A 19054-nucleotide genomic window follows, 5' to 3' on the forward strand; every position below is an offset into this window, starting at 1 on the left:
CGGGCCGACTTCGCCGGAGTCGATCTCGGAGCCGACCTCGGAAAGCTGACGGGACCAACCTTGCGTCGTAGGCTCATCAACACCACGCTCGGCGTGGTCCTGGTCGTCGTGGCCGTACTCGGCGTGCCCCTGGCATTCGTGGAGACCCACGCGATCGAGAACAGCGCGGGCGACAGCCTCAAGGCCGAGGCCGCGCGCATCCTGGAGGTCGTCGAGCTGCGCCTGGCCTCCGGCGAACGCTCGGACGCCGAACTGCTGCACAGACAGATCGAGCCGCATCGCTACGCGATCGTGCGGCTGCCCGGGGAGCCCCCGCTGGTGATCGGCGACAAGCCGAGCGGCCGGGTCTTCGAGAAGGACATGCACGGCGAGATGGGCGACTCGGTCACCGTCGGCGAACCGCGCGAGCGGGTCACCGGCAAGATCCGCGAATCCCTCCTGCTGATCCTGTGCGTGGCGCTGCTCGCCGTCGCCGCGGCCGCCGCCCTCGCGGTGTGGCAGGCCCGCCGGCTCGCCCGCCCGCTGACCGACCTGGCCGAGACCGCCGAACGGCTCGGCTCCGGTGACCCCCGGCCCCGACACCGCCGGTACGGCGTGCCCGAGCTGGACCGCGTCGCCGAGGTGTTGGACCGCAGCGCAGAGCGGATCGCGCGGATGCTCACCGCCGAGCGCAGGCTCGCCGCGGACGCCTCGCACCAGCTGCGCACGCCGCTCACCGCGCTGTCCATGCGGCTGGAGGAGATCATCGCGACCGAGGACCCGGAGATCGTCAAGGAGGAGGCCGCGATCGCGTTGTCCCAGGTCGAGCGGCTCACCGACGTGGTGCAGCGGCTGCTGACCAGCAGTCGGCGCGGCAGCGGCGGCCGCGACCCGCGCAACATGTCGGCGGTCACCGTCCGGGTGGACGACGTGATCCAGCAGCAGATCGACGAGTGGCGACCCAACTTCCGCGAGGCCGGACGCAGCATCCGGGTCGAGGGGGAGCGCGGGCTGACCGCGGTGGCCACCCCCGGGGCGCTGTCCCAGGTGCTGGCGACGCTGGTGGAGAACACGCTCATGCACGGTGCCGGCGGGGTGAACATCCGTACCCGTACGACCGGCACGTCGGTGGTGGTCGAGGTCGAGGACGAGGGCACCGGAGTGCCGGACGAGCTGGGCGCGCGAGTGTTCGAGCGGGCGGTCAGCGGCCACAACTCGACCGGCCTGGGGCTCGCGGTCGCCCGCGACCTGGCCGAGGCGGACGGCGGCCGACTGGAACTGCTCCAGCAGCGCCCGCCGGTGTTCGCGGTGTTCCTGGCGGCGCATCCGGAGGATCCGCCCGGGTGAGGGGCGGTGGGAGCGGGGCCGGGGCCGCAGGACGGCCCCGGGGCCGGCTCAGGCTCGGGACGTTTCGCTTTCGTCCTCGACCAGGCGGGCGGCCTCGGTGTCCAGGTGGGCCCTGCCGGAGCCGGCCGGCCGCCCGTTGGTCTTCGTGGCCTCGGCGTTCCTGCCGGCTTCGACGGTCTCGGCGGCCGGTGGCGCCACGACCTGCACCGGCTTGCGGTCGACGTGGTGGGTTCCGGTGAAGACCCACGTGCGGTAGGACCAGAAGCGGAACAGCGTGCCCAGCGGCAGGCCGACGGCGTACTTCGCGACGTTGTCCGCGAGCAGTGACGGGTAGCCGAGCCAGTAGTGCGAGATGGCCACGGTGCCCGCCTCGATCGCCATGCCGACCCCGCTGAACGCCATGAACAGCACGAACTCGCGCCGACTGTCCTCGGACGAGCGGTGCCGGAAGGCCCAGTAGCGGTTGCCGAGGTAGTTCACCATGATCGCGAGCGCGGTCGAGATCACCGACGAGCGCACCGAGGCCAGGCCCAGGTGGTTACGGCAGATGTTGAACACGATCACGTTGACGACCACGCCGAACCCGCCGACGGCGCCGAACTTCAGCGTCTCGCGCAGCAGGTGCCCGACTCGGTCGTACCAATTCCGCAGCGCCTTCACGACATGCCACCTTCGACGACCGGCGCGACAGCGGGTCGTTTGTGCTTGAACACCCACGTGCGGAATGCCCAGAAGCGGAACAGCGTGCCGAGAGCCATACCGACGATGTTCGCCGAGATGTTGTCGGCGAGCTTGCTCTCATAACCCATCAGGGTGTGTGAGACGAACACGCTCGACGCCTGGATGCCCGCGGCGATCGCGCTGAACACGAAGAAGAGCGTGTACTCGCGGCCGACGCCGGTGCGGTCCCGATGCCGATAGGTCCAGTATCGGTTACCGACGTAGGCCACGATGGTCGCCGGGATCGAGGAGACGATCTTCGCCGCGACCCCGCCCATGCCGAGCGAGAGGCCGAGATTGAAGACGAGGACGTCCACCGCGTAGGCGAGTCCGCCCGCGACCAGGAACTGGGTGACCTCGGAACGGATGCGCGCCACCCGGCCGGGCGGCGCTTCGACGGTCGGCTCGGCGGGGGTGCCGACAGGCGAGGGCACGGACGCTCCTTCGGCACCAAGGGGGCTACGGGCATGACGACTCACCTGACGAGGGTAGCCGCCGCGGTCGCTCGGCATCGGCGCACGGTCTCCCTCCTGTTGCAGACTCTTTACCGGAACATCTCCCGGCACGTGTGGCACATGTCGTTCCGGTGACCCGGGTCCGCCGCGAACGCGCCCGCAATGCCCACTGCCGCGGCCGCGCGTGTCGGGTCGGTACCCTTCCCCCGTGACGTTCCCAGTCGTCGGCATGGTCGGCGGCGGCCAGCTCGCCCGCATGACGCACCAGGCCGCAATCCCGCTCGGCGCACGCTTTCGCGTACTCGCCGCATCCCCGTCCGAATCCGCGGCCCAGGTCGTGGGCGACGTCGTGCTCGGCAGTGAGGACGATCTCGCCGACCTGCGCCGCTTCGCCCAGGGCTGCGACGTGGTCACGTTCGACCACGAACAGGTCCCCACCGCGCTCCTGGAGGCCCTCGAAGCCGACGGTGTCGCCGTCCGGCCCGGCCCGCGGGCCCTCGTGCACGCCCAGGACAAGGGCGTGATGCGGGCCAGGCTGGCCGAGATCGGCGTCCCGTGCCCGCGCAACCGGATCGTGGCCGATCCGGCGGACGTGGCGGCGTTCGCGGCCGAGGTGGGCGGCTGGCCGGTCGTGCTCAAGACCACGCGCGGCGGCTACGACGGCAAGGGCGTGTGGATCGTGCGCGGCGAGCAGGAGGCCGCGGTGCCGTTCGCCGCCGGTGTGCCGGTGCTCGCCGAGGAGAAGGTCGACTTCACCCGCGAGCTGGCCGCATGCGTGGTGCGTTCGCCGCACGGGCAGGCGGTGGCCTACCCCGTGGTCGAGTCGATCCAGGTGGACGGCGTGTGCCGCGAGGTGATCGCGCCCGCGCCGAACCTGGCCGAGGAGCTCGCGGTCCGGGCCCAGCGGATCGCGCTGTCGATCGCGGGCGAGCTGGGGGTCACCGGACACCTCGCGGTCGAACTGTTCGAGACCGCCGACGGCCGGATCCTGGTCAACGAGCTGGCCATGCGCCCGCACAACAGCGGGCACTGGAGCATCGACGGCGCGGTCACCTCGCAGTTCGAGAACCACCTGCGCGCGGTGCTCGACCTGCCGCTGGGCGACCCGCGCGCCCGGGCGCCGTGGACCGTGATGGTCAACGTGCTCGGCGGCGATTATCCGGACATGTACCGTCCGTACCTGCACGTGATGGCCCGCGATCCCGGGGTCAAGGTGCACATGTACGGCAAGGACGTGAAGGTCGGTCGCAAGGTCGGTCACGTCACCGTGTGCGGCGACGACCTGGACGACGTGCGCGAGCGCGCCCGGCACGCCGCCGACTACCTCCGAGGGGACATCACCGAATGAGCACGCAGCCCGTCGTCGGCATCGTCATGGGGTCCGACTCGGACTGGCCGGTGATGGAACTCGCCGCGCAGGTCATGGACGAATTCGGGATCCGGTACGAGGCCGACGTGGTCTCCGCGCACCGGATGCCGCAGGAGATGATCGAGTACGGCACGACCGCGGCCGCACGCGGTCTCAAGGCGATCATCGCGGGCGCGGGCGGCGCCGCGCACCTGCCCGGGATGCTCGCGTCGGTCACCCCGCTGCCGGTGATCGGCGTACCGGTGCCGCTGAAGTACCTGGACGGCATGGACTCGCTGTTGTCGATCGTGCAGATGCCGGCCGGGGTGCCGGTGGCCACCGTCTCGATCGGCGGAGCGCGCAATGCCGGGCTGCTCGCGGTGCGGATGCTGGCGGCGCACGATCCGGCGCTGCTGGAGCGGATGACCGGCTTCCAGGCCGAGCTGAAGGCGCAGGCGACCGAGAAGGGGCGCAAGCTGCGCGAGCGGATCGGGTCCTAGGGACTTCCTCCGCAGGTGTGGGCGGGGCCCGGCGGTGTGCTCGGGCCCCGGTTCCCGGGTTCAGGCCCGGCCCGCGCCCGTCATGGTGATGCGTTGGAGCTCCACCGCGGAGCAGCGGTCCATCACCATGTCCAGGCCCGCGTCACGGACCCGCTGGTAGGCCTTCTCGTCGATCACGTCCAACTGGAACCAGACCGCCTTCGCGCCGATCTTCACGGCCTGGTCGGCGATGTCGCCGGCCTGGTCGGAGTTGACGAACACGTCGACCACGTCCACCGGGAACGGGATCTCGGCGAGCGTGGCGTACCCCTGCTCGCCGTGCACGGTCTCGGCCTTCGGGTGCACCGGCACGATGCGCTTTCCCCACTGACGGAGGAACGCGGCTACTCCATATGCGGCACGGTGGGAGTTGGTGCTGAGTCCCACCACCGCCCACGTGTGCGTGTCGAGGATCCGTCGGATCGTGGCCTCGTCGCCGTACGGCATGCTGATGACCTCGCAGTCCTTGTCTCGCTGCTCGCGGTGCCCCCCGACAGACGGACGGCGCGGCGCCGTCAGCCGGGTGAGTGTGCCCCCGGGGCGGGCCGGCTACTCAGGGGCGACCGAGTGCCCGGTACGTCCATCCTGCGCCGCGCCAGCGCACCGGGTCGAGGGCGTTGCGCCCGTCGAGTACGCGTCGCTCCGCGACGATCTCGCCCAGTACGGCCGGATCCATCTCGCGGAACTCGGACCACTCGGTCAGGTGCAGCACCACGTGCGCGCCGCGGGCGGCGTCGAAGGCGGTGTCCGCGTAGGTCAGGCCCGGGTACATCTTCCGGGCGTTGTCCATCGCCTTGGGGTCGTACACGGTCACCTCGCCGCCTTGGAGCTGCACCTGCGCGGCGACGTTGAGTGCGGGCGAGTCGCGGATGTCGTCCGAGTTGGGCTTGAAGGCGGCGCCGAAGACGGCGACCCGGCGGCCCAGGAAGCTGCCGTCGCACTGTTCGCGGGCGAGATCGACCATCCGGAACCGGCGGCGCATGTTGATCGCGTCCACCTCGCGCAGGAAGGTGAGCGCCTGGTCGGCGCCCAGTTCACCCGCTCGGGCCATGAATGCCCGGATGTCCTTGGGCAGGCAACCGCCGCCGAAGCCGAGCCCGGCCTTGAGGAAGCGGCCGTTGATCCGCGGGTCGAAGGCGAGCGCCTGGGAGAGCTGCTCGACGTCGGCGCCGGCCGCCTCGCAGACCTCGGCCATCGCGTTGATGAAGGAGATCTTGGTGGCCAGGAACGAGTTGGCGGCGGTCTTGACCAGCTCGGAGGTGGCGAAGTCGGTCACCACGAGCGGGACGCCCTCGGCGAGCAGGGTCGCGTACACCTCGCGCAGCATGTCCTCGGCTCGCTGCGAGCGCACGCCGATCACCAGCCGGTCCGGGTGCAGGGTGTCCTGGACGGCGTAGCCCTCGCGCAGGAACTCGGGGTTCCAGGCCAGCTCGGCCTCGGTGCCCACCGGCGCGAGCTCGGCGATCCGGGTGGTCAGCCGTTCGGCGGTGCCGACCGGGACGGTGGACTTGCCGACGACCAGGCACGGGCGGCGCAGCAGCGGGGCCAGCGCGTCCACGGCGGCGTCGACGTAGGACACGTCGGCGGCGAACTCGCCCTTGCGCTGCGGCGTGTTCACGCACACGAAGTGCACGTCGCCGAACTCGGCGATCTCGGCGATGTCGGTGGTGAAGCGCAGCCGCCCCGATGCCACGTGCGGGGCCATCAGCTCTTCGAGCTCGGGCTCCCAGAACGGCGTGCGGCCACCCGCGAGGGTGGCCACCTTGTCGGGATCCACGTCCATCCCGAGGACCTCGAAGCCCAGCTCTGCCATGCACGCCGCGTGCGTGGCGCCCAGGTAGCCGGTACCGATGACCGTGATGCGGGGTGCCACGTACGTCACCTGACTTCTTCGTCGTGGGGATGGGACGGGACCTGGATCGTATCCGGCGTCGTCACGGCGCCGTCGCCGAACCGTGGCCGTGCCGATGCGAGCCCGAACCGGGTGCGGCTGAATAATTGTGGACGCCAGTGTTGTTTACTGAGCGGTAATAAAACGCTGCACACTCTTCTGTTGAGAGGTAGGCACCCGTGGCCGGACGAAAAGACTTCGACTTCTTCCGCGTCTCCGAGGAGCACGACATGCTCCGCGAGTCGGTCCGCGCCCTCGCGGAGGCGAAGATCGCCCCGTTCGCCGCCGAGGTCGACGAGCAGTCCCGATTCCCGCAGGAGGCGCTGGACGCGCTCAGCGCCAACGATCTCCATGCGGTGCACATCCCGGAGGAGTACGGCGGCGGCGGCGCCGACGCGCTGGCCACGGTGATCGTGATCGAGGAGGTCGCGCGGGTGTGTGCGTCCTCGTCGCTGATCCCGGCGGTCAACAAGCTCGGCACGATGCCGCTGATGTTGTCCGGCTCGGAGGACCTCAAGCGGCGTTACCTGGGCGCGGTCGCACGCGGTGACGGGATGTTCTCGTACTGCCTGTCCGAGCCGGACGCGGGTTCGGACGCCGCCGCGATGAAGACCCGCGCGGTGCGCGACGGCGACTCGTGGGTGCTCAACGGGGTCAAGCGCTGGATCACCAACGCGGGGGTGTCCGAGTTCTACACGGTGATGGCCGTGACCGACCCGGACAAGCGCAGCAAGGGCATCTCGGCCTTCGTGGTGGAGAAGTCGGACGAGGGCGTCTCGTTCGGCGCGCCGGAGAAGAAGCTCGGCATCAAGGGCTCGCCGACGCGCGAGGTCTACCTCGACAACGTACGGATCCCGGCCGACCGGATCATCGGCGCCGAGGGCACCGGCTTCGCCACCGCGATGAAGACGCTCGACCACACGCGCGTGACGATCGCGGCGCAGGCGCTGGGCATCGCGCAGGGTGCGCTCGACTACGCGAAGGGCTATGTGCAGGAGCGCAAGCAGTTCGGCAAGCCGATCGGTGACTTCCAGGGCATCCAGTTCATGCTCGCGGACATGGCGATGAAGCTGGAGGCGGCCCGACAGCTGACCTACGCGGCGGCGGCCAAGTCCGAGCGCGGCGACGCGGATCTGACCTTCCACGGCGCGGCGGCCAAGTGTTTCGCGTCCGACGCGGCGATGGAGATCACCGTGGACGCGGTCCAGTTGCTGGGTGGCTATGGCTACACGCGCGACTATCCGCTGGAGCGGATGATGCGGGATGCGAAGATCACGCAGATTTATGAGGGCACGAACCAGGTTCAGCGGATCGTGATGGCGCGGAACCTGCCGAAGTAGGGGCGGGGCGCGCTCGCGCCTGCGGCGGTGGCGGTGGCGGTGGCGAGTCGATGGTGCCGGCGGTCCCACCGGCCGGATATTCGGCCGGGGGACCGCGTGGTTTGCGGTTGCGGTGTTCGCTGTGCGGTGGTTGCGGCCCATGGGGCGTACGGCGGTCAGTCGTGGGCGAGGCCGGATTCCACTCGGTCGGCCGGATTCGGTAGGCGGGATCGCCAGTCGAGTGGGAGGTCTTCCGGAGCGAATGGGCCGGTGGACGGGGCGCTGGGCCGGAACTCGGCCCATGGTGCGGCCGTTTCCGGCCGTGGGATGGCTGCGGCCAACTTCCTGGCTGCCGCTACGAGTTTGTGCAACGCGTTGGACAGGGGGCTGCTGTGGTGACGGCGGTGGTGCTCGCCGTGGCTGCCGTTGCGGTTGCCGCTTCCGGGTCGGCGTCGGCGGATTCCGGGTCGTGGGCGGTGGCGCATGTCGTTGGCGTCCTTCGAGAGTGGTGATCTCGCGGGTGGGCGGGCATCGCCTGGAATCGAGCGCCCGCCCACCCGGTCGTCATGGAGACTTCGTACGTCGCCGGTTCGGCGCTACCGGGACATCGGTCCGCAGTCGGTTCGGCCGCGCGGGCCGTCGTGCCAGGCCCATTGGCCGTCCGGCGTCACGGTGATTCCGTGCTGCTCGCGGGGAGGTTCGCCGCGGGCTCGCCACGCCCGGTAGGCACCCTCGATCGAGGCCCACAGGTCGCATGGGCCGCCTTCGGTCACTCGGAACGAATCGGCGCCGGGCACGTGGTCGACGGATGCCCACGACTCGCCGTCGGTGTACCAGGACGTGGACTCGCCCGCCGATTCGCCCGATCCGAAGAACACCCGCTGCTCGACGTCGGGTACGGCCAGTCCGATCGCGAAGTCCGCGTGCTCCTCCCGGAGTCGGCGCGGGTCCGTGGTGGTGTGGCGGGATCTTCCTTTGCTCGGGTCTTTGATCACGTCACCGACGAACCGGCGTCCGTCGAAGGCGCGGCGTTGCGAACGGGCGTACATGAAGGCCGCGTTGCCGACGAAGCGTCCGGAGGCCGTGCCGTCGCGGTCGACGACCAGGCGTAGTAGGCCGGAGTTGTTGTACGCCGTTCCCCAGGGGGTGAGGATCACCCCGCCGGGAGCCGACTGTTCGACCCATGCGTAGGGGATGTGCCGCACGGCCATGGTCGACAGGACGAGATCGTAGGGTGCGCCGGGTTCGTATCCTTCGAGCCCGTCGCCGATGACCGTGGTCGGGGTGGCATAGCTGCGACCGGTCAGCGCCCTTCGGGCGGCGATTGCCACGACGGTGTCCACCTCGACGGTGGTCACGATGCCCTTGGTCAGGGCGGTGGCCAGCAGCGCGGTGGTCCAGCCGGTGCCGGTGCCGAGTTCGAGGACGTCGTGATCGGGGCGCGCGTCGAGTTGTTCGAGCATGTACCGGACGAGCGAAGGCATCGACGCGGACGAGGTGGGGATCAGGTCGCCGCCCTCGACGCCGTCGTCCATTTGCGTGACGAGTGGGATGTCGGCACGGACGGCCCGTGTCCAGCCTTCGGGGTCGGTGCGGCGGTCGATCCGCTCGCCCTCGACCCACACGATGTCGGGGATGTAGGGGTCGCGCGGCGTGTCGTTGAAGACGGTTTCCCAGGCGACGAGCGGGCTGTGGGCGCTCACTTGTTCTTGTCCTTGGGGTTCCTGGGGTCCTTGGGGGTGTTGGAGTCCGGGGGAATGGGCTTCTTCCACTGGCCGTCCTGCTCGCGCGGCGGCTGCTTTCGGTCGCCGTCCTTGCCGTTCTGTCCGTCGCCGTGGTTGTTCACGGGTGCCTCCGAGTGTTCGTACGGCGGACGGCAAGGCCCCGAGCCCGGCTCGGTATTCTGGGTGTGCCATTGCCGTCCTTCGAGACCGGTGGTGTCGCAGGTGGGTGGGCATCGCCTGGAATCGAGCCCCCACCCACCTGCGGGTCAATCCGCTTGTTTGTCCTGGGCGTCGACGTGCCGCACTTCGTGTCGATCGACGGTCCATTTCGGTGCGCCGTTGGCGGGCTGCACGGTGACCAGACCGACGCCGGTGAGCACGACCCGGCCCTCCGGACACTCGTCGCGCCGGCTCTCATCGAGGTGCTCCACGATGTGCCCTACATGAACTTGCGGTAGTCGACTCATTCGAACTCCTTTGCCGTGAGCGGTATTCGGCGTAACGGGCGGGGTGTAGACAGCCTCGACGGCGGCAGCGGGGGAGAGCACGCGAACGTCATCCGCACGAACCGTGAACGACGTCCCGGCAAGCGTTCGAGCGCACACGGTTTGGCCCGTGGTCGATTCGCAGACCCCACAGAGGCCGCTGAGCTCGTCACGAATCCACGCCCCACGGCCGGGTCGAACGGTCTTCCCTGCCAGGTGAGTTGAACTGTCTTGCTCCATGGCCGCACCTTCCACCCGCCGATCGGCAGCGCGTCCGCATCCAGACATAACGGATGACGGTCACGGAGAGGTGATCTCTCGTTACACTGAATACGCTGACATGCAAGGCCCCTTGCAGCAACTGTGTGTCGAAAGTTCTGCGAACCGGATCAATCGAGAGCAATGGACAGGTGGGTTATGGTGCGTGACCCTGCCCGGGTGGGTGCCGAGCTGCGGCGTCTGCGTCAGGAGGCCGGGCTGGTGATGGGACACGTCGCGCGGCGGGCGGGCTGGAACGAAAGCAAGCTGTCTCGGCTGGAGACTGGGGTGACGCCCATCAAGCCGGACCAAGTGGCGGTGCTGGCAGATATCTTGCAGCTGACCCCGGTGACCCGGATGAGATTGGAGCGCGGACTCGGCATCGAGCGCGAACCGGATCGATGGTGGGTGAAATATGCCGAGGTGCTGAGCCGGGACTACGAAGAGTTGATCCTTCTTGAGGCGCAAGCAACGGCCTTGGAAGTCGCATCCACCTTGATTCCCGGGTATATGCAGGCCGCAGGCTACGCCCGGGCAACCATCATGAAATCTGCGTTCGTGCCTGATCCCGACGACGCGGAGATGCTGCTGGAGGTTCGGCTGCAACGCGCACGGATCATTACGGCCTGCACCGCAACGGTTTCAGCAACCCTGTCCGAAGCAGTACTTTCGACAAACTTCTGCGGACGAGTAGCCTTGCAAGAGCAGTTGCAGCACCTGCTGGACCTGAGCCGACTCGAGAACGTGTGCCTCAGAATTGTGCCGTCCGATGCTTTGGCGCGCCCATATCTCGGAGCGGTGACAGTGCTCGAACTGCCGGCCCCCGAAACTCCGGTGGCACATGCCGAGTGGGACAGTGGGTCACAGATGATCCGAGATGAACGGACCGTTCGACGGCATCGTCGCAACCTGGGTTACCAGCGATCCGTGGCTCTCTCCCAGGACGAGTCGCAGCGCTTGATACAGAGCAGATTGGATGCGCTTTGAGCACCATCGATGCGTACGCGTGGCGTAAGGCCAGTCGTTCAACCAGCAACAACGCGTGTGTAGAAGTGGCCCCTCTTACGGAGGTCACTGGCATACGTGACACCAAGGACAGGGCCCAAGGGCACTTGGAGATCAGTTCAGCCGCGTGGCGCGAACTGCTGCGCGCGCTGCGGGACTAGCGGCGGAGAACCGACTCGTCCGGGACCGGAACATCACGGCGATCAGATGGGATGAACCTTGAACGTCATCGACCCGCTCGCGTGGCGCAAGGCCAGTCACTCCACGGGCAACAACTCATGTGTCGAGGTCGCGCCCCTCCCGACATCCACGGGCATCCGTGACACCAAGGACCGCAGTCTCGGCCATCTGGAGGTCAGCCCGGCCGCGTGGTGCGAACTGCTCGGCGCCCTGCGGGACTAGGGTCGGTCCTCGACACCCTCCGGACACCGCGACGTCCGGCAGCGTGCCTCGCCGCCCTCGCGGCCCGGGCATGATCCGCCGGATCGGCGGGCTCAGCGGCGTAGTGCCTCCGCGCCCGCGTACCGGGCGGTGGCGCCCAAGTGCTCCTCGATGCGGATGAGTTGGTTGTACTTGGCGGTGCGGTCGGAGCGGGACAGGGAACCGGTCTTGATCTGACCGCAGCCCGTGGCCACCGCCAGGTCCGCGATCGTCGTGTCCTCCGTCTCTCCCGAGCGGTGCGACATGACGACGGTGTAGCCCGCCCGGTGGGCGGCGTCGACGGTGGCCAGGGCCTCGGTCAGGGTGCCGATCTGATTGACCTTCACCAAAACCGAGTTGGCGACGCCGGAGTCGATGCCCTCGCGCAGGAGGGTCTCGTTCGTGCAGAACACGTCGTCGCCGGTGAGTTGGCAGCGCGCACCGACCCGGGCGGTCAGGTCCCGCCATCCCGTCAGGTCGTCCTCGGCCATCGGGTCCTCGATCGACACGATGGGGTACGCCTCGATCAACTTGACCAGGTAGTCGGCCTGTTCGACGGGTGTGCGCCGCACTCCCTCGCCGGTGTAGTCGTACACGCCGTCGCGGAAGAACTCGGACGACGCCGGGTCCATGACCAGGCCGATGTCCGTGCCCGGTCGGTACCCCGTGCGCTCGACGGCGGCCAGCACGAAGTCGAGGGCCTCCTCGGCGGTGCGCAGCGCGGGTGCGAAGCCGCCCTCGTCACCCACGCCCGTGTCGTGCCCGGCGGCGAGGAGGTCGCGGCGCAGGGTGTGGAAGATCTCGGACCCCATCCGCACGGCCTCGGCAAAGGTCTCCGCGCCGATCGGGGCGATCATGAACTCCTGGAAGTCCAGCGGATTGTCGGCGTGCGCACCCCCGTTGACGATGTTCATCATCGGTACGGGCAGCACTCGGGCGTCGGACCCGCCGACGTAGCGGTAGAGCGGCAGCCGGTGGGCGGCGGCTGCGGCCTTGGCGGCAGCCAGGGAGACCCCGAGGATCGCGTTGGCGCCGAGCCTGGACTTGTTGGAGGTGCCGTCCGTGGCGACGAGGACTCCGTCGAGGCCGGCCTGGTCCTCGGCCTCGCGACCGGTGACGGCGGCGGCGAGTTCCGTGTTGACGTGGCGTACCGCGTCGTCGACGCCCTTGCCGTGCCAGCGAGCCGGGTCGCCGTCGCGGAGTTCTACGGCCTCGCGGGCGCCGGTCGAAGCGCCGGAGGGGACCGCGGCCCGGCCGAAGGATCCGTCTGCCAGTTCCACGTCGACTTCGACGGTGGGATTGCCCCTGCTGTCGAGGATGCGGCGGCCGGTGACGGAGGTGATGGCGGTCATGGGAGCCCTTCTCGTTGTCGCATGTATGCCGGGATTCGGCTGCGGCGACGGCGGTGTCGGACCCGGCACCCAAAACTCTACAGCAGTGCTGTTCAGTCCCGCTGTTCAGTTCTGCTGCGCAGCTGCCCTGCGCAGCCTTGTTGTTCAGTTCTGCTGTGCAGCCGTGCTGCGTTAAAGTTCGGTATGCCCCTCCCGGAATCCGCCGCCGTCGCGGCCGAACTGCGTACCGCGATGGGAAAGCTCACGCGGCGCGTGAAGCTGGAGGACCGGATGCCGTTCGGCCAGGTGGCCGTCCTCGGCGCGCTGGACCGCAGCGGTGCGATGACGACCAGCGAACTGGCGGCCGATCAGCAGGTGCGTCCGCAGTCCATGGCCCGCGCCGTCGGACTGCTCATGGAACAGGGGCTGATCACGCGCCGGGCGCATCCGACCGACGGCCGCAAGAGCCTGGTCGAGCTCTCCTCCGCCGGGCAGGCGCTGCTGGAGGAGGAGCGGGGCCGCAGGGTGGATTGGCTTGCCCGCGCGATCGACGCGGAACTGACGGGTGAGGAGCGAGAGTTGCTGGCCCGGGGGATCGGGCTGGTGGCGAGACTCGCGGCGCACTGAAGCCCGCCCTGGACCATACGGTAGTGCGGCGAGGGGCGGTCAGCGGATCGGCGTACGTATGGCGCTGCGGATCCTGCGGGTCTCCGCCGCCGCCCTGTCCAAGGAGACCGCCGGGGACCGCCGAAGCCGTAGGACAGCGCACCGGTTTCGACGACCGAGAAGGCGAGGCCCGGGATTGCCGTGGTGGGTCACGCAGGCGGGCGGACCGCAGGCGTCGGCCGGTCGGCCGGGATCACAGCTTGTAGGTGAACTCGTTCGCCGGGCTCGCGGGGGACGAGTAGCCGTTCGACAGCACGGTGACGTTCACGGTCAGGGGATCGGTGATGCCCGTGTCGGGCGGAGGTGCGATCGCGACGATTCGATCGGAAAGTGGGGGTTGGGCCAACGCGGCGGCGTTGTTGCCGAAGTAGACCTTGGCGTCGGAGGCGAAGTTCTCGCCGGAGATGGTGACCTGGGTGGTTTTGGGTCCGGTGACCGGGCTGATGCCGGTGACCACCACGGGCGCGGTGCCGTCGTAGGCGAACCGGCCGGAGGGGACGACGGGAGAAGTGCCCAAATTGGTGGTGACGCGGACGTCGACGACGCCGGTACCGATGCCCATGGGCAGGTAGGCGGTGATCACGGTGCCGTTGTCGGAGACGCCGAACCGGGGGCACGGCAGCGTGCCGAAGTCGACCCCGGTGTTGTTGCTGCCGATGCCCAGGCCGGTGCCGTTGATGGTGACCGTGGTGCCGGTCGGTCCGGTGTTCGGGCTGACGGAGGTCACCACCGGACCCGGCAGGACATTCGGTGCGCCGAGCAGGCGCAGGTAGGTGGAATTGGCGTGCTGGTACGCGACCTGGCCCATGAAGTCCTGGAGCGACTTCCTGGTCAGGTTCGGGTCGTAGGAGCCGGGCGCGCTCTTTCCGTAGACGGGGTTGAGCGCGCAGGCGTCACCAGGCTGCGCGTAGACGTTGGGGCCGGGAAGGCCGGCGAGCGTCCCGATGACCGCCCTGACGTCGAAGGTCGCCTCCGGGCCGGGATCGGGATACCAGTTCTTGGCGGCGGCGAGACCCGTCCAGGCCTGGGGCACCAAGTCCCAGGTGTTGTAGTAGCGCTCGTTGGCGACCCAGGGCAGGGAATCGACGTAGGACGCGAAGTCCGAGCCGCCGGCGCTGGGCGCGGCGAAGGTGTGCAGCGCGAACCGCGGGGTCGCGTTCGACCAGGACCGCCCCAGCAGGTAGGGCGCGACCATGGTCGCGATGCAGCCGCCGAGGCTGTGCCCGATCACCCGGACCGTCGGGTTCGGCGGCGCCTTGGCGAGCGCGTTGGCGAGCGCCTTCACCAAAGTGACACCCACCGAGTTCATGGTGACGACCTGGGTGAACGCCTCCATCGCGCCCTTGGAGACCCAGACCGGGCGTGACGGCGAGCCGACGGCGGTGAACGGGACCACCGTGCCGACGTCGAGGTCTTCGAGCATGTCGGTCTCACTGGCGACCGTGCCGCGGATGACCACGGCGAACTGGTTGGAGCCGTCCTTGCTCTTCGCGAGGTAGGCCATGTTCGCGTTGTCCGCGCTCAGCGCGAGCCACTGTTGGCTCCAGTTGTTCCCGGTCGCGAGAGAGGAGTCGGTCAGTTGTTGTTGGATGCCCAGGAAGACCCGGTTGCTGTGCTCGGACAGGGTTTCCCCCGACGGGCGCGAGGGAGCCGCGGACGCAGCGATGGCGGCCAGCGTTATGGCCACCGGGGCCACCGCCGACGGGAGCTGTTCGTTCGACATGCGCACTCTCCTGGCCCCCGAACACGCCGAATGGGTCGCATCCAACCTAATTGTTGCCGGCGGGACATGACGGAACCCGAGGGCAACTCGGCTGCCATTCATGCGTTTGGGCTAGGTCGGGCCGGGAGCCGGGCTTCTCGGTGGGCCGGCGGCGGCGGATACGGATGCCCCGGGCCGTCGGCAGCCGGTCCTTCCGTGGCCGCGAACGCCAGGGGCCGGCAACCTTGTTCGGTCCGGCAGCGGACATCGGGGCTTGCGGCGGGTCGTGCGGCTTCGGCGGAGGGGGCCGTCGCGCTTGCCATCCCGTCCGTACGTGGGGGCGAAACCTTTCCGGCTCGCGATCGTTGGCGACGGCATGATGATCACTGCCGGCCGTACGGCCGTGGCCCTGTCCGCCGGATGTGCCGGTCTCCTGCTCGCGCTTGCGCCCGTTGCGGCAGCGCAGGCGCATACGCTCCCGCGCGGGGACGTGCGTGCCGGTGGTGACCGGGTCTCGATGGATTCGACCGTGTGGGTGGCGGAGGACGGGACGCTCACCCTCTCGGGGACCTACCAGTGCTCCGCCGACCACGTCGGGACCGTACTGGTCGGCGGCAACGTCGCCCAGGCCGGCCGGCACTCCTCCATCGGCGGCACCGTGGCCACGTGCGACGGCCGCACGCACACCTGGCGGAGCACCGAGAAGCCCTACATCACCTTCGTCCCCGGCCCGGCAAGCGGCGATGCCACGCTGCTCGAACTCCGGTACGACGACGACCTGATCCCCGTACTCCCGAACATCCTCGCCCACGACGCGCACGACGTGGTGATCCAGGGGGTCTGACACCGCACTCGGCGCCTTCGCCGCCCGGGGCCACGTCGCGGGGCTTCGGGCGGCGAAGGCGACTGTCGGCGTGCGCCGCCGGTCAGTTCTTCGCCAGCTCGTTCCGCAGTTCCCTGAGGTCGTCGACGGCCTCGAAGCCGGCCGTCCGGCACACCGTCAGCGCCGCGCTCAACCGGTTCACCGCCGGCTGCCGCTGCTCCAGACCGAACGCCTCTATTCGGGCGGCCAGTTGCACCGCATCCAGGTACCCGTGGCCCTCCTCCGGCAACAGCGGCACGTACGCCGCAGCCGCCCGGTCGGCCGCCGTCAGCGCCGGATGCAGTCGGTCGGCGCGCGCCAGCAGGTGGGCGAGTTGGTGATGCGTACCGGCCGTCTCGATCGCGATCATCGCCGCCACATCGTCGTCGGCACCCGAACCCGGGCCCGAGGCCGCGCCATCACCGGAACCCGAACCCGACGCCGAGCCGACACCCGAGTCGTCACCCACGTCGGCCGAGCCCGACCCGGCCCCCGAACCCGGATCAGCCCCCGCCAACTCCCGCAGCGCCTCCCCGAACAGCGCCACAGCCCGGTCCACCCCCGACGGGTCCTCCCGGTCCGTGCTGCCGGCGATGTTCCACGCCTTCGCCCGCAGTGCGCGGACGGTCTCGCGCACGTCGCCCTCCGCGCGCAGCAGTTCGATCGCCCGGCCGAACGCGGCCTGCGCCTGCGCGGCCATCCCGGCATCGTCCAGCGCGTGTGCCGCCGCCACCGCGATCTCCGCCTGGGTGGCCCGATCGGCGACCTTCGTCGCGGCCTCGGCCGCCATCGACAGGTGCTTGGCCGCGTCCCGCGCATCGCCCAGGCGACGCAGGCACATGCCCAGCGCCCACCGTTCGTGCATCGCGTGCTCGGGGCCGTGGTGCGCCTCGATCTCGGGCAGCAGCTCCTCCAGGATCGCCGCGGCCTCCGCGTCCCGTCCCAGGCCGAACAACATGCCCACGGCGCCCCTGCGGCAGGCCGCCGCCATCTCCGCGTCGCCCTCGTCGTCGAAGACGTGCGCGGCCTCCAGCGCGAACGGCAGTGCGTCCTCGGGCCGATCCTGCGCGCCGACGGCGTTGGCCAGCATGGTCAGCGCGTGGCCGACCGGGAACTGCGGCTCGGCGTAGAAGGCCGCCGTCTCCAGCGCGCCGCGCATGTCCGCCTCCGCCGCCGCCGGGTCGCCCGCCTGCATCCGGACCTGGCTGCGCAGGAACAGCGGTCGGCAGGCCAGCCAGGGCCGTTCCGCCTCCCGGCAGAGCGTGATGGCGGTGCTCAGATCCGCCTCGGCGTCGGTCGTACGGTCCTCCTGGAGCGCCTGCTCCGCGCGCAGGTGCAGCGCCGCCGCCTGCCGGTGCCCCAGCCCGTGGTCCCGGCCCAGATCGTGCAGCTCGGTCAGGATCTCGTCCACGTCGTCGGCCCCGGTCGTCAGGGCCACGATCGCGCGGTGGTGCAACACCAGAGCCAGCGGTGCGGCGTCGTCCGGCAGGAATCCCTCGGCCCTGGCCCGCGCCGCGTCGAACAGTCCGATCGCGTCGGCCTCCTCGGCCCGGAACCGGGCCATCGCGGTGCGCACCTCGGCGCCCACCGCCCGCCCCGGCGCGCCGGCCGCCTCGTAGCCGGCCGCGGCTCGGGTCAGCGCCGCGATGCCCGCCGCGAACTCGCCCTCCTCGGCCAGGTCGATGCCCTCCGCCTCGGTGATCGCGGCGAGCGCGAAGGCGTCCACGTCCTGTCCGCGCTCGCGTGCCGCCGCCGCGTAGTCCCGCCACGCCGCATCCGAACGGGGATGCCCCTGCGCGTCCAACTCGCGCGCACGGGAAAGCAGTTCCGAGGCGTCCCGGGCAGCCGACGCGGTCGCGGGCCGGACCGGCGCGGCCGACGACGGCGCGGACACCCGGGCCGAACGCAGGCCCAACGGCAGCGACTTCGCGACGGGCGCCGCCGCCAACCGGCGTCGCACCCGCGAACTCACCGCGTCGTTGCCGTTGCGCGCGTCGAAGCGGGCGGTGATCTCGAACAGTTCGCGTTCGACCGTGTCGCGCAGCGCACCGGCCGTGCTGTCCTCGAAGACCACCAACCCGGGGCCGCCGACCGCGACCAGCCGGCGCAGCAGCACCGCGACGCCGGCGAGGAAGTCGGAGTGGTCGGACGGGTCGCTCTGCGGACGCTCCAGCCAGGCGCGGTGCTCGGCCAGGATCTCGATCCCGCGGCCCTCGTTGCCGGTCAGCGCACAGAACTCGATGTGCTCGGCGACCGCCGCGTAGGTGCTCACCTTGCCCCGAACGGAACGGTACCCGCGCAGGTGATGTGCCCGGGCCCGATCCGGATCGCCCTCGCGCACGAGCGGCAACATCGACGCGGCCAGCGAGACCTGCGGCTCCTCGGCGCAGGTCAACGCGCCGTCCAGAGTGGGCGCGAGCAGTTCCAGCGCGTCCGCGTCCCGGCTCTGCGCGATCAACCAGCGGGCCTGCTCGCGCCGTTCGCACGCGTCGCAGTCGGCGAGCCGGTCGCGATCGGCCGCCAGCCACGCGTCGAACGCCTCCGCGCTCTCCGCGTCGGCGCCGATGTGTCGGGCCAGGTAGAACCGGCTCTGGTGGACCGGCCGCAGGCTGTGTCCGGCGGTGCGATAGCGGCGCTCCATGTCGGCGAGGTAGCCGCGGATCGCCGGCAGCGGCACGTCGGGCACCGCGAGCAGCGAGCTGGTGATCCACTTGAGATCCCAGAACAGATGGTGGGTCAACTGCTCGTCGAAGCCCTCGGGATGCTCGTCCCACAGCCTGAGCAGGCGGGAGAGCGGGACCGGCGTACGCGGCGACTCGCCACCGTAGTTGTACGCGGTGATCAACCGCAGCAGCGCCCACGCGAGGTTCTCGTCGTTGCCCATCCGCTCGGCGACCACGACCAGTTCCTCGGCGCGGGCGGTACGTGCCTTTCCGTACGGCAGTTCCTCGTTCGCGTCCAGGGCAGCGAAGAACCCGGCGTCGTCACGGATGTCCATCAAGG

General features: G+C 70.0%; 19 protein-coding genes. 9 read left to right on the plus strand and 10 right to left on the minus strand.

Going from position 1 to position 19054, the window contains the following annotated elements; translation table 11 throughout:
• Window positions 1–60: 60 nt before the first annotated feature.
• Window positions 61–1326, plus strand: a complete 1266-nt coding sequence (locus ACIBM5_RS36875) for an ATP-binding protein (RefSeq protein ID WP_391586814.1) — start codon at window positions 61–63, stop codon at window positions 1324–1326.
• Between the two features lie 48 nt (window positions 1327–1374).
• Here ACIBM5_RS36875 and ACIBM5_RS36880 read toward each other — a convergent pair whose 3' ends face one another.
• Entirely contained in the window at window positions 1375–1986 is a 612-nt protein-coding gene (locus ACIBM5_RS36880) for a GtrA family protein (protein WP_396011075.1), read from the minus strand.
• Window positions 1983–2480 (minus strand): GtrA family protein, encoded by a 498-nt coding sequence (locus ACIBM5_RS36885; protein WP_396011076.1) that lies wholly within the window; start codon window positions 2478–2480, stop codon window positions 1983–1985. Before ACIBM5_RS36885 ends, ACIBM5_RS36880 begins: the two co-directional genes overlap by 4 nt.
• A 229-nt stretch (window positions 2481–2709) precedes the next feature.
• Here ACIBM5_RS36885 and ACIBM5_RS36890 point away from each other — a divergent pair, with 229 nt between their 5' ends.
• Together ACIBM5_RS36890 and purE are read left to right on the plus strand one after the other, a co-directional pair.
• Window positions 2710–3849 carry a 5-(carboxyamino)imidazole ribonucleotide synthase gene (locus ACIBM5_RS36890; RefSeq protein ID WP_396011078.1) on the plus strand — a complete coding sequence of 380 codons (1140 nt, stop codon included), beginning with the start codon at window positions 2710–2712 and terminating at the stop codon, window positions 3847–3849.
• A complete protein-coding gene (gene purE / locus ACIBM5_RS36895; RefSeq protein WP_391586818.1) occupies window positions 3846–4349 on the plus strand; it encodes a 5-(carboxyamino)imidazole ribonucleotide mutase in 504 nt (167 codons plus the stop codon). The genes ACIBM5_RS36890 and purE overlap by 4 nt, the downstream gene beginning before the upstream one ends.
• 60 nt (window positions 4350–4409) lie before the next feature.
• On the opposite strand, the gene ACIBM5_RS36900 is transcribed toward purE, so the two are convergent.
• The gene (locus ACIBM5_RS36900) at window positions 4410–4835 is read right to left on the minus strand and encodes a CoA-binding protein (protein WP_391586819.1); all 426 of its coding nucleotides are present in this window, start codon (window positions 4833–4835) and stop codon (window positions 4410–4412) included.
• Window positions 4836–4941: 106 nt separating this feature from the next.
• The gene (locus tag ACIBM5_RS36905; protein WP_396011080.1) at window positions 4942–6261 is read right to left on the minus strand and encodes a UDP-glucose dehydrogenase family protein; all 1320 of its coding nucleotides are present in this window, start codon (window positions 6259–6261) and stop codon (window positions 4942–4944) included.
• 197 nt (window positions 6262–6458) lie between these two features.
• Between ACIBM5_RS36905 and ACIBM5_RS36910 the strand changes: the two genes are divergently transcribed.
• Window positions 6459–7619, plus strand: coding sequence for an acyl-CoA dehydrogenase (locus ACIBM5_RS36910; RefSeq protein ID WP_396011082.1), 1161 nt, complete (start codon window positions 6459–6461; stop codon window positions 7617–7619).
• Between the two features lie 575 nt (window positions 7620–8194).
• Here ACIBM5_RS36910 and ACIBM5_RS36915 read toward each other — a convergent pair.
• The 3 genes from ACIBM5_RS36915 to ACIBM5_RS36925 form a co-directional block, all read right to left on the minus strand.
• A complete protein-coding gene (locus ACIBM5_RS36915) occupies window positions 8195–9301 on the minus strand; it encodes a hypothetical protein (RefSeq protein WP_396011083.1) in 1107 nt (368 codons plus the stop codon).
• The gene (locus tag ACIBM5_RS36920; protein ID WP_396011084.1) at window positions 9298–9444 is read right to left on the minus strand and encodes a hypothetical protein; all 147 of its coding nucleotides are present in this window, start codon (window positions 9442–9444) and stop codon (window positions 9298–9300) included. Before ACIBM5_RS36920 ends, ACIBM5_RS36915 begins: the two co-directional genes overlap by 4 nt.
• 144 nt (window positions 9445–9588) lie before the next feature.
• Entirely contained in the window at window positions 9589–9789 is a 201-nt protein-coding gene (locus ACIBM5_RS36925) for a hypothetical protein (RefSeq protein WP_396011085.1), read from the minus strand.
• A gap of 456 nt (window positions 9790–10245) precedes the next feature.
• Between ACIBM5_RS36925 and ACIBM5_RS36930 the strand changes: the two genes are divergently transcribed.
• The 3 genes from ACIBM5_RS36930 to ACIBM5_RS36940 are packed head-to-tail and all read left to right on the plus strand — an operon-like array spanning window position 10246 to window position 11472.
• Entirely contained in the window at window positions 10246–11052 is an 807-nt protein-coding gene (locus ACIBM5_RS36930) for a helix-turn-helix domain-containing protein (RefSeq protein WP_396011087.1), read from the plus strand.
• Window positions 11049–11231, plus strand: coding sequence for a DUF397 domain-containing protein (locus ACIBM5_RS36935; protein WP_396011088.1), 183 nt, complete (start codon window positions 11049–11051; stop codon window positions 11229–11231). Before ACIBM5_RS36930 ends, ACIBM5_RS36935 begins: the two co-directional genes overlap by 4 nt.
• A 58-nt stretch (window positions 11232–11289) precedes the next feature.
• Window positions 11290–11472: a DUF397 domain-containing protein gene (locus ACIBM5_RS36940; RefSeq protein ID WP_396011089.1), complete on the plus strand. Its 183-nt coding sequence runs from the start codon at window positions 11290–11292 to the stop codon at window positions 11470–11472.
• Window positions 11473–11564: 92 nt separating this feature from the next.
• Here ACIBM5_RS36940 and eno read toward each other — a convergent pair whose 3' ends face one another.
• Entirely contained in the window at window positions 11565–12842 is a 1278-nt protein-coding gene (gene eno / locus ACIBM5_RS36945; RefSeq protein ID WP_396011091.1) for a phosphopyruvate hydratase, read from the minus strand.
• 183 nt (window positions 12843–13025) lie between these two features.
• Between eno and ACIBM5_RS36950 the strand changes: the two genes are divergently transcribed.
• On the plus strand, window positions 13026–13448 hold the full coding sequence (locus ACIBM5_RS36950; RefSeq protein ID WP_396011093.1) for a MarR family winged helix-turn-helix transcriptional regulator: 423 nt from the start codon (window positions 13026–13028) through the stop codon (window positions 13446–13448).
• Window positions 13449–13680: 232 nt separating this feature from the next.
• On the opposite strand, the gene ACIBM5_RS36955 is transcribed toward ACIBM5_RS36950, so the two are convergent.
• On the minus strand, window positions 13681–15210 hold the full coding sequence (locus ACIBM5_RS36955) for an IPT/TIG domain-containing protein (protein ID WP_396011094.1): 1530 nt from the start codon (window positions 15208–15210) through the stop codon (window positions 13681–13683).
• A 355-nt stretch (window positions 15211–15565) separates the two neighbouring features.
• Between ACIBM5_RS36955 and ACIBM5_RS36960 the strand changes: the two genes are divergently transcribed.
• Window positions 15566–16033 carry a DUF6299 family protein gene (locus tag ACIBM5_RS36960; protein ID WP_396011095.1) on the plus strand — a complete coding sequence of 156 codons (468 nt, stop codon included), beginning with the start codon at window positions 15566–15568 and terminating at the stop codon, window positions 16031–16033.
• 82 nt (window positions 16034–16115) lie between these two features.
• Here the strand turns inward: ACIBM5_RS36960 and ACIBM5_RS36965 are convergent, their stop codons facing one another.
• Window positions 16116–19049, minus strand: a complete 2934-nt coding sequence (locus ACIBM5_RS36965) for a hypothetical protein (protein ID WP_396011096.1) — start codon at window positions 19047–19049, stop codon at window positions 16116–16118.
• Window positions 19050–19054 lie beyond the last annotated feature (5 nt).

It is taken from the genome of Embleya sp. NPDC050493, from assembly GCF_044458105.1.
Classification (GTDB): domain Bacteria; phylum Actinomycetota; class Actinomycetes; order Streptomycetales; family Streptomycetaceae; genus Embleya.

Bases quoted from the DNA above. Each gene is read 5' to 3' on its own strand.
- purE (WP_391586818.1), top strand. From the start codon at position 3,846: ATGAGCACGCAGCCCGTCGTCGGCATCGTCATGGGGTCCGACTCGGAC.
- ACIBM5_RS36900 (WP_391586819.1), bottom strand. From the start codon at position 4,835: ATGCCGTACGGCGACGAGGCCACGATCCGACGGATCCTCGACACGCAC.
- ACIBM5_RS36925 (WP_396011085.1), bottom strand. From the start codon at position 9,789: ATGAGTCGACTACCGCAAGTTCATGTAGGGCACATCGTGGAGCACCTC.
- eno (WP_396011091.1), bottom strand. From the start codon at position 12,842: ATGACCGCCATCACCTCCGTCACCGGCCGCCGCATCCTCGACAGCAGG.
- ACIBM5_RS36950 (WP_396011093.1), top strand. From the start codon at position 13,026: ATGCCCCTCCCGGAATCCGCCGCCGTCGCGGCCGAACTGCGTACCGCG.
- ACIBM5_RS36955 (WP_396011094.1), bottom strand. From the start codon at position 15,210: ATGTCGAACGAACAGCTCCCGTCGGCGGTGGCCCCGGTGGCCATAACG.
- ACIBM5_RS36960 (WP_396011095.1), top strand. From the start codon at position 15,566: ATGATGATCACTGCCGGCCGTACGGCCGTGGCCCTGTCCGCCGGATGT.
- ACIBM5_RS36965 (WP_396011096.1), bottom strand. From the start codon at position 19,049: ATGGACATCCGTGACGACGCCGGGTTCTTCGCTGCCCTGGACGCGAAC.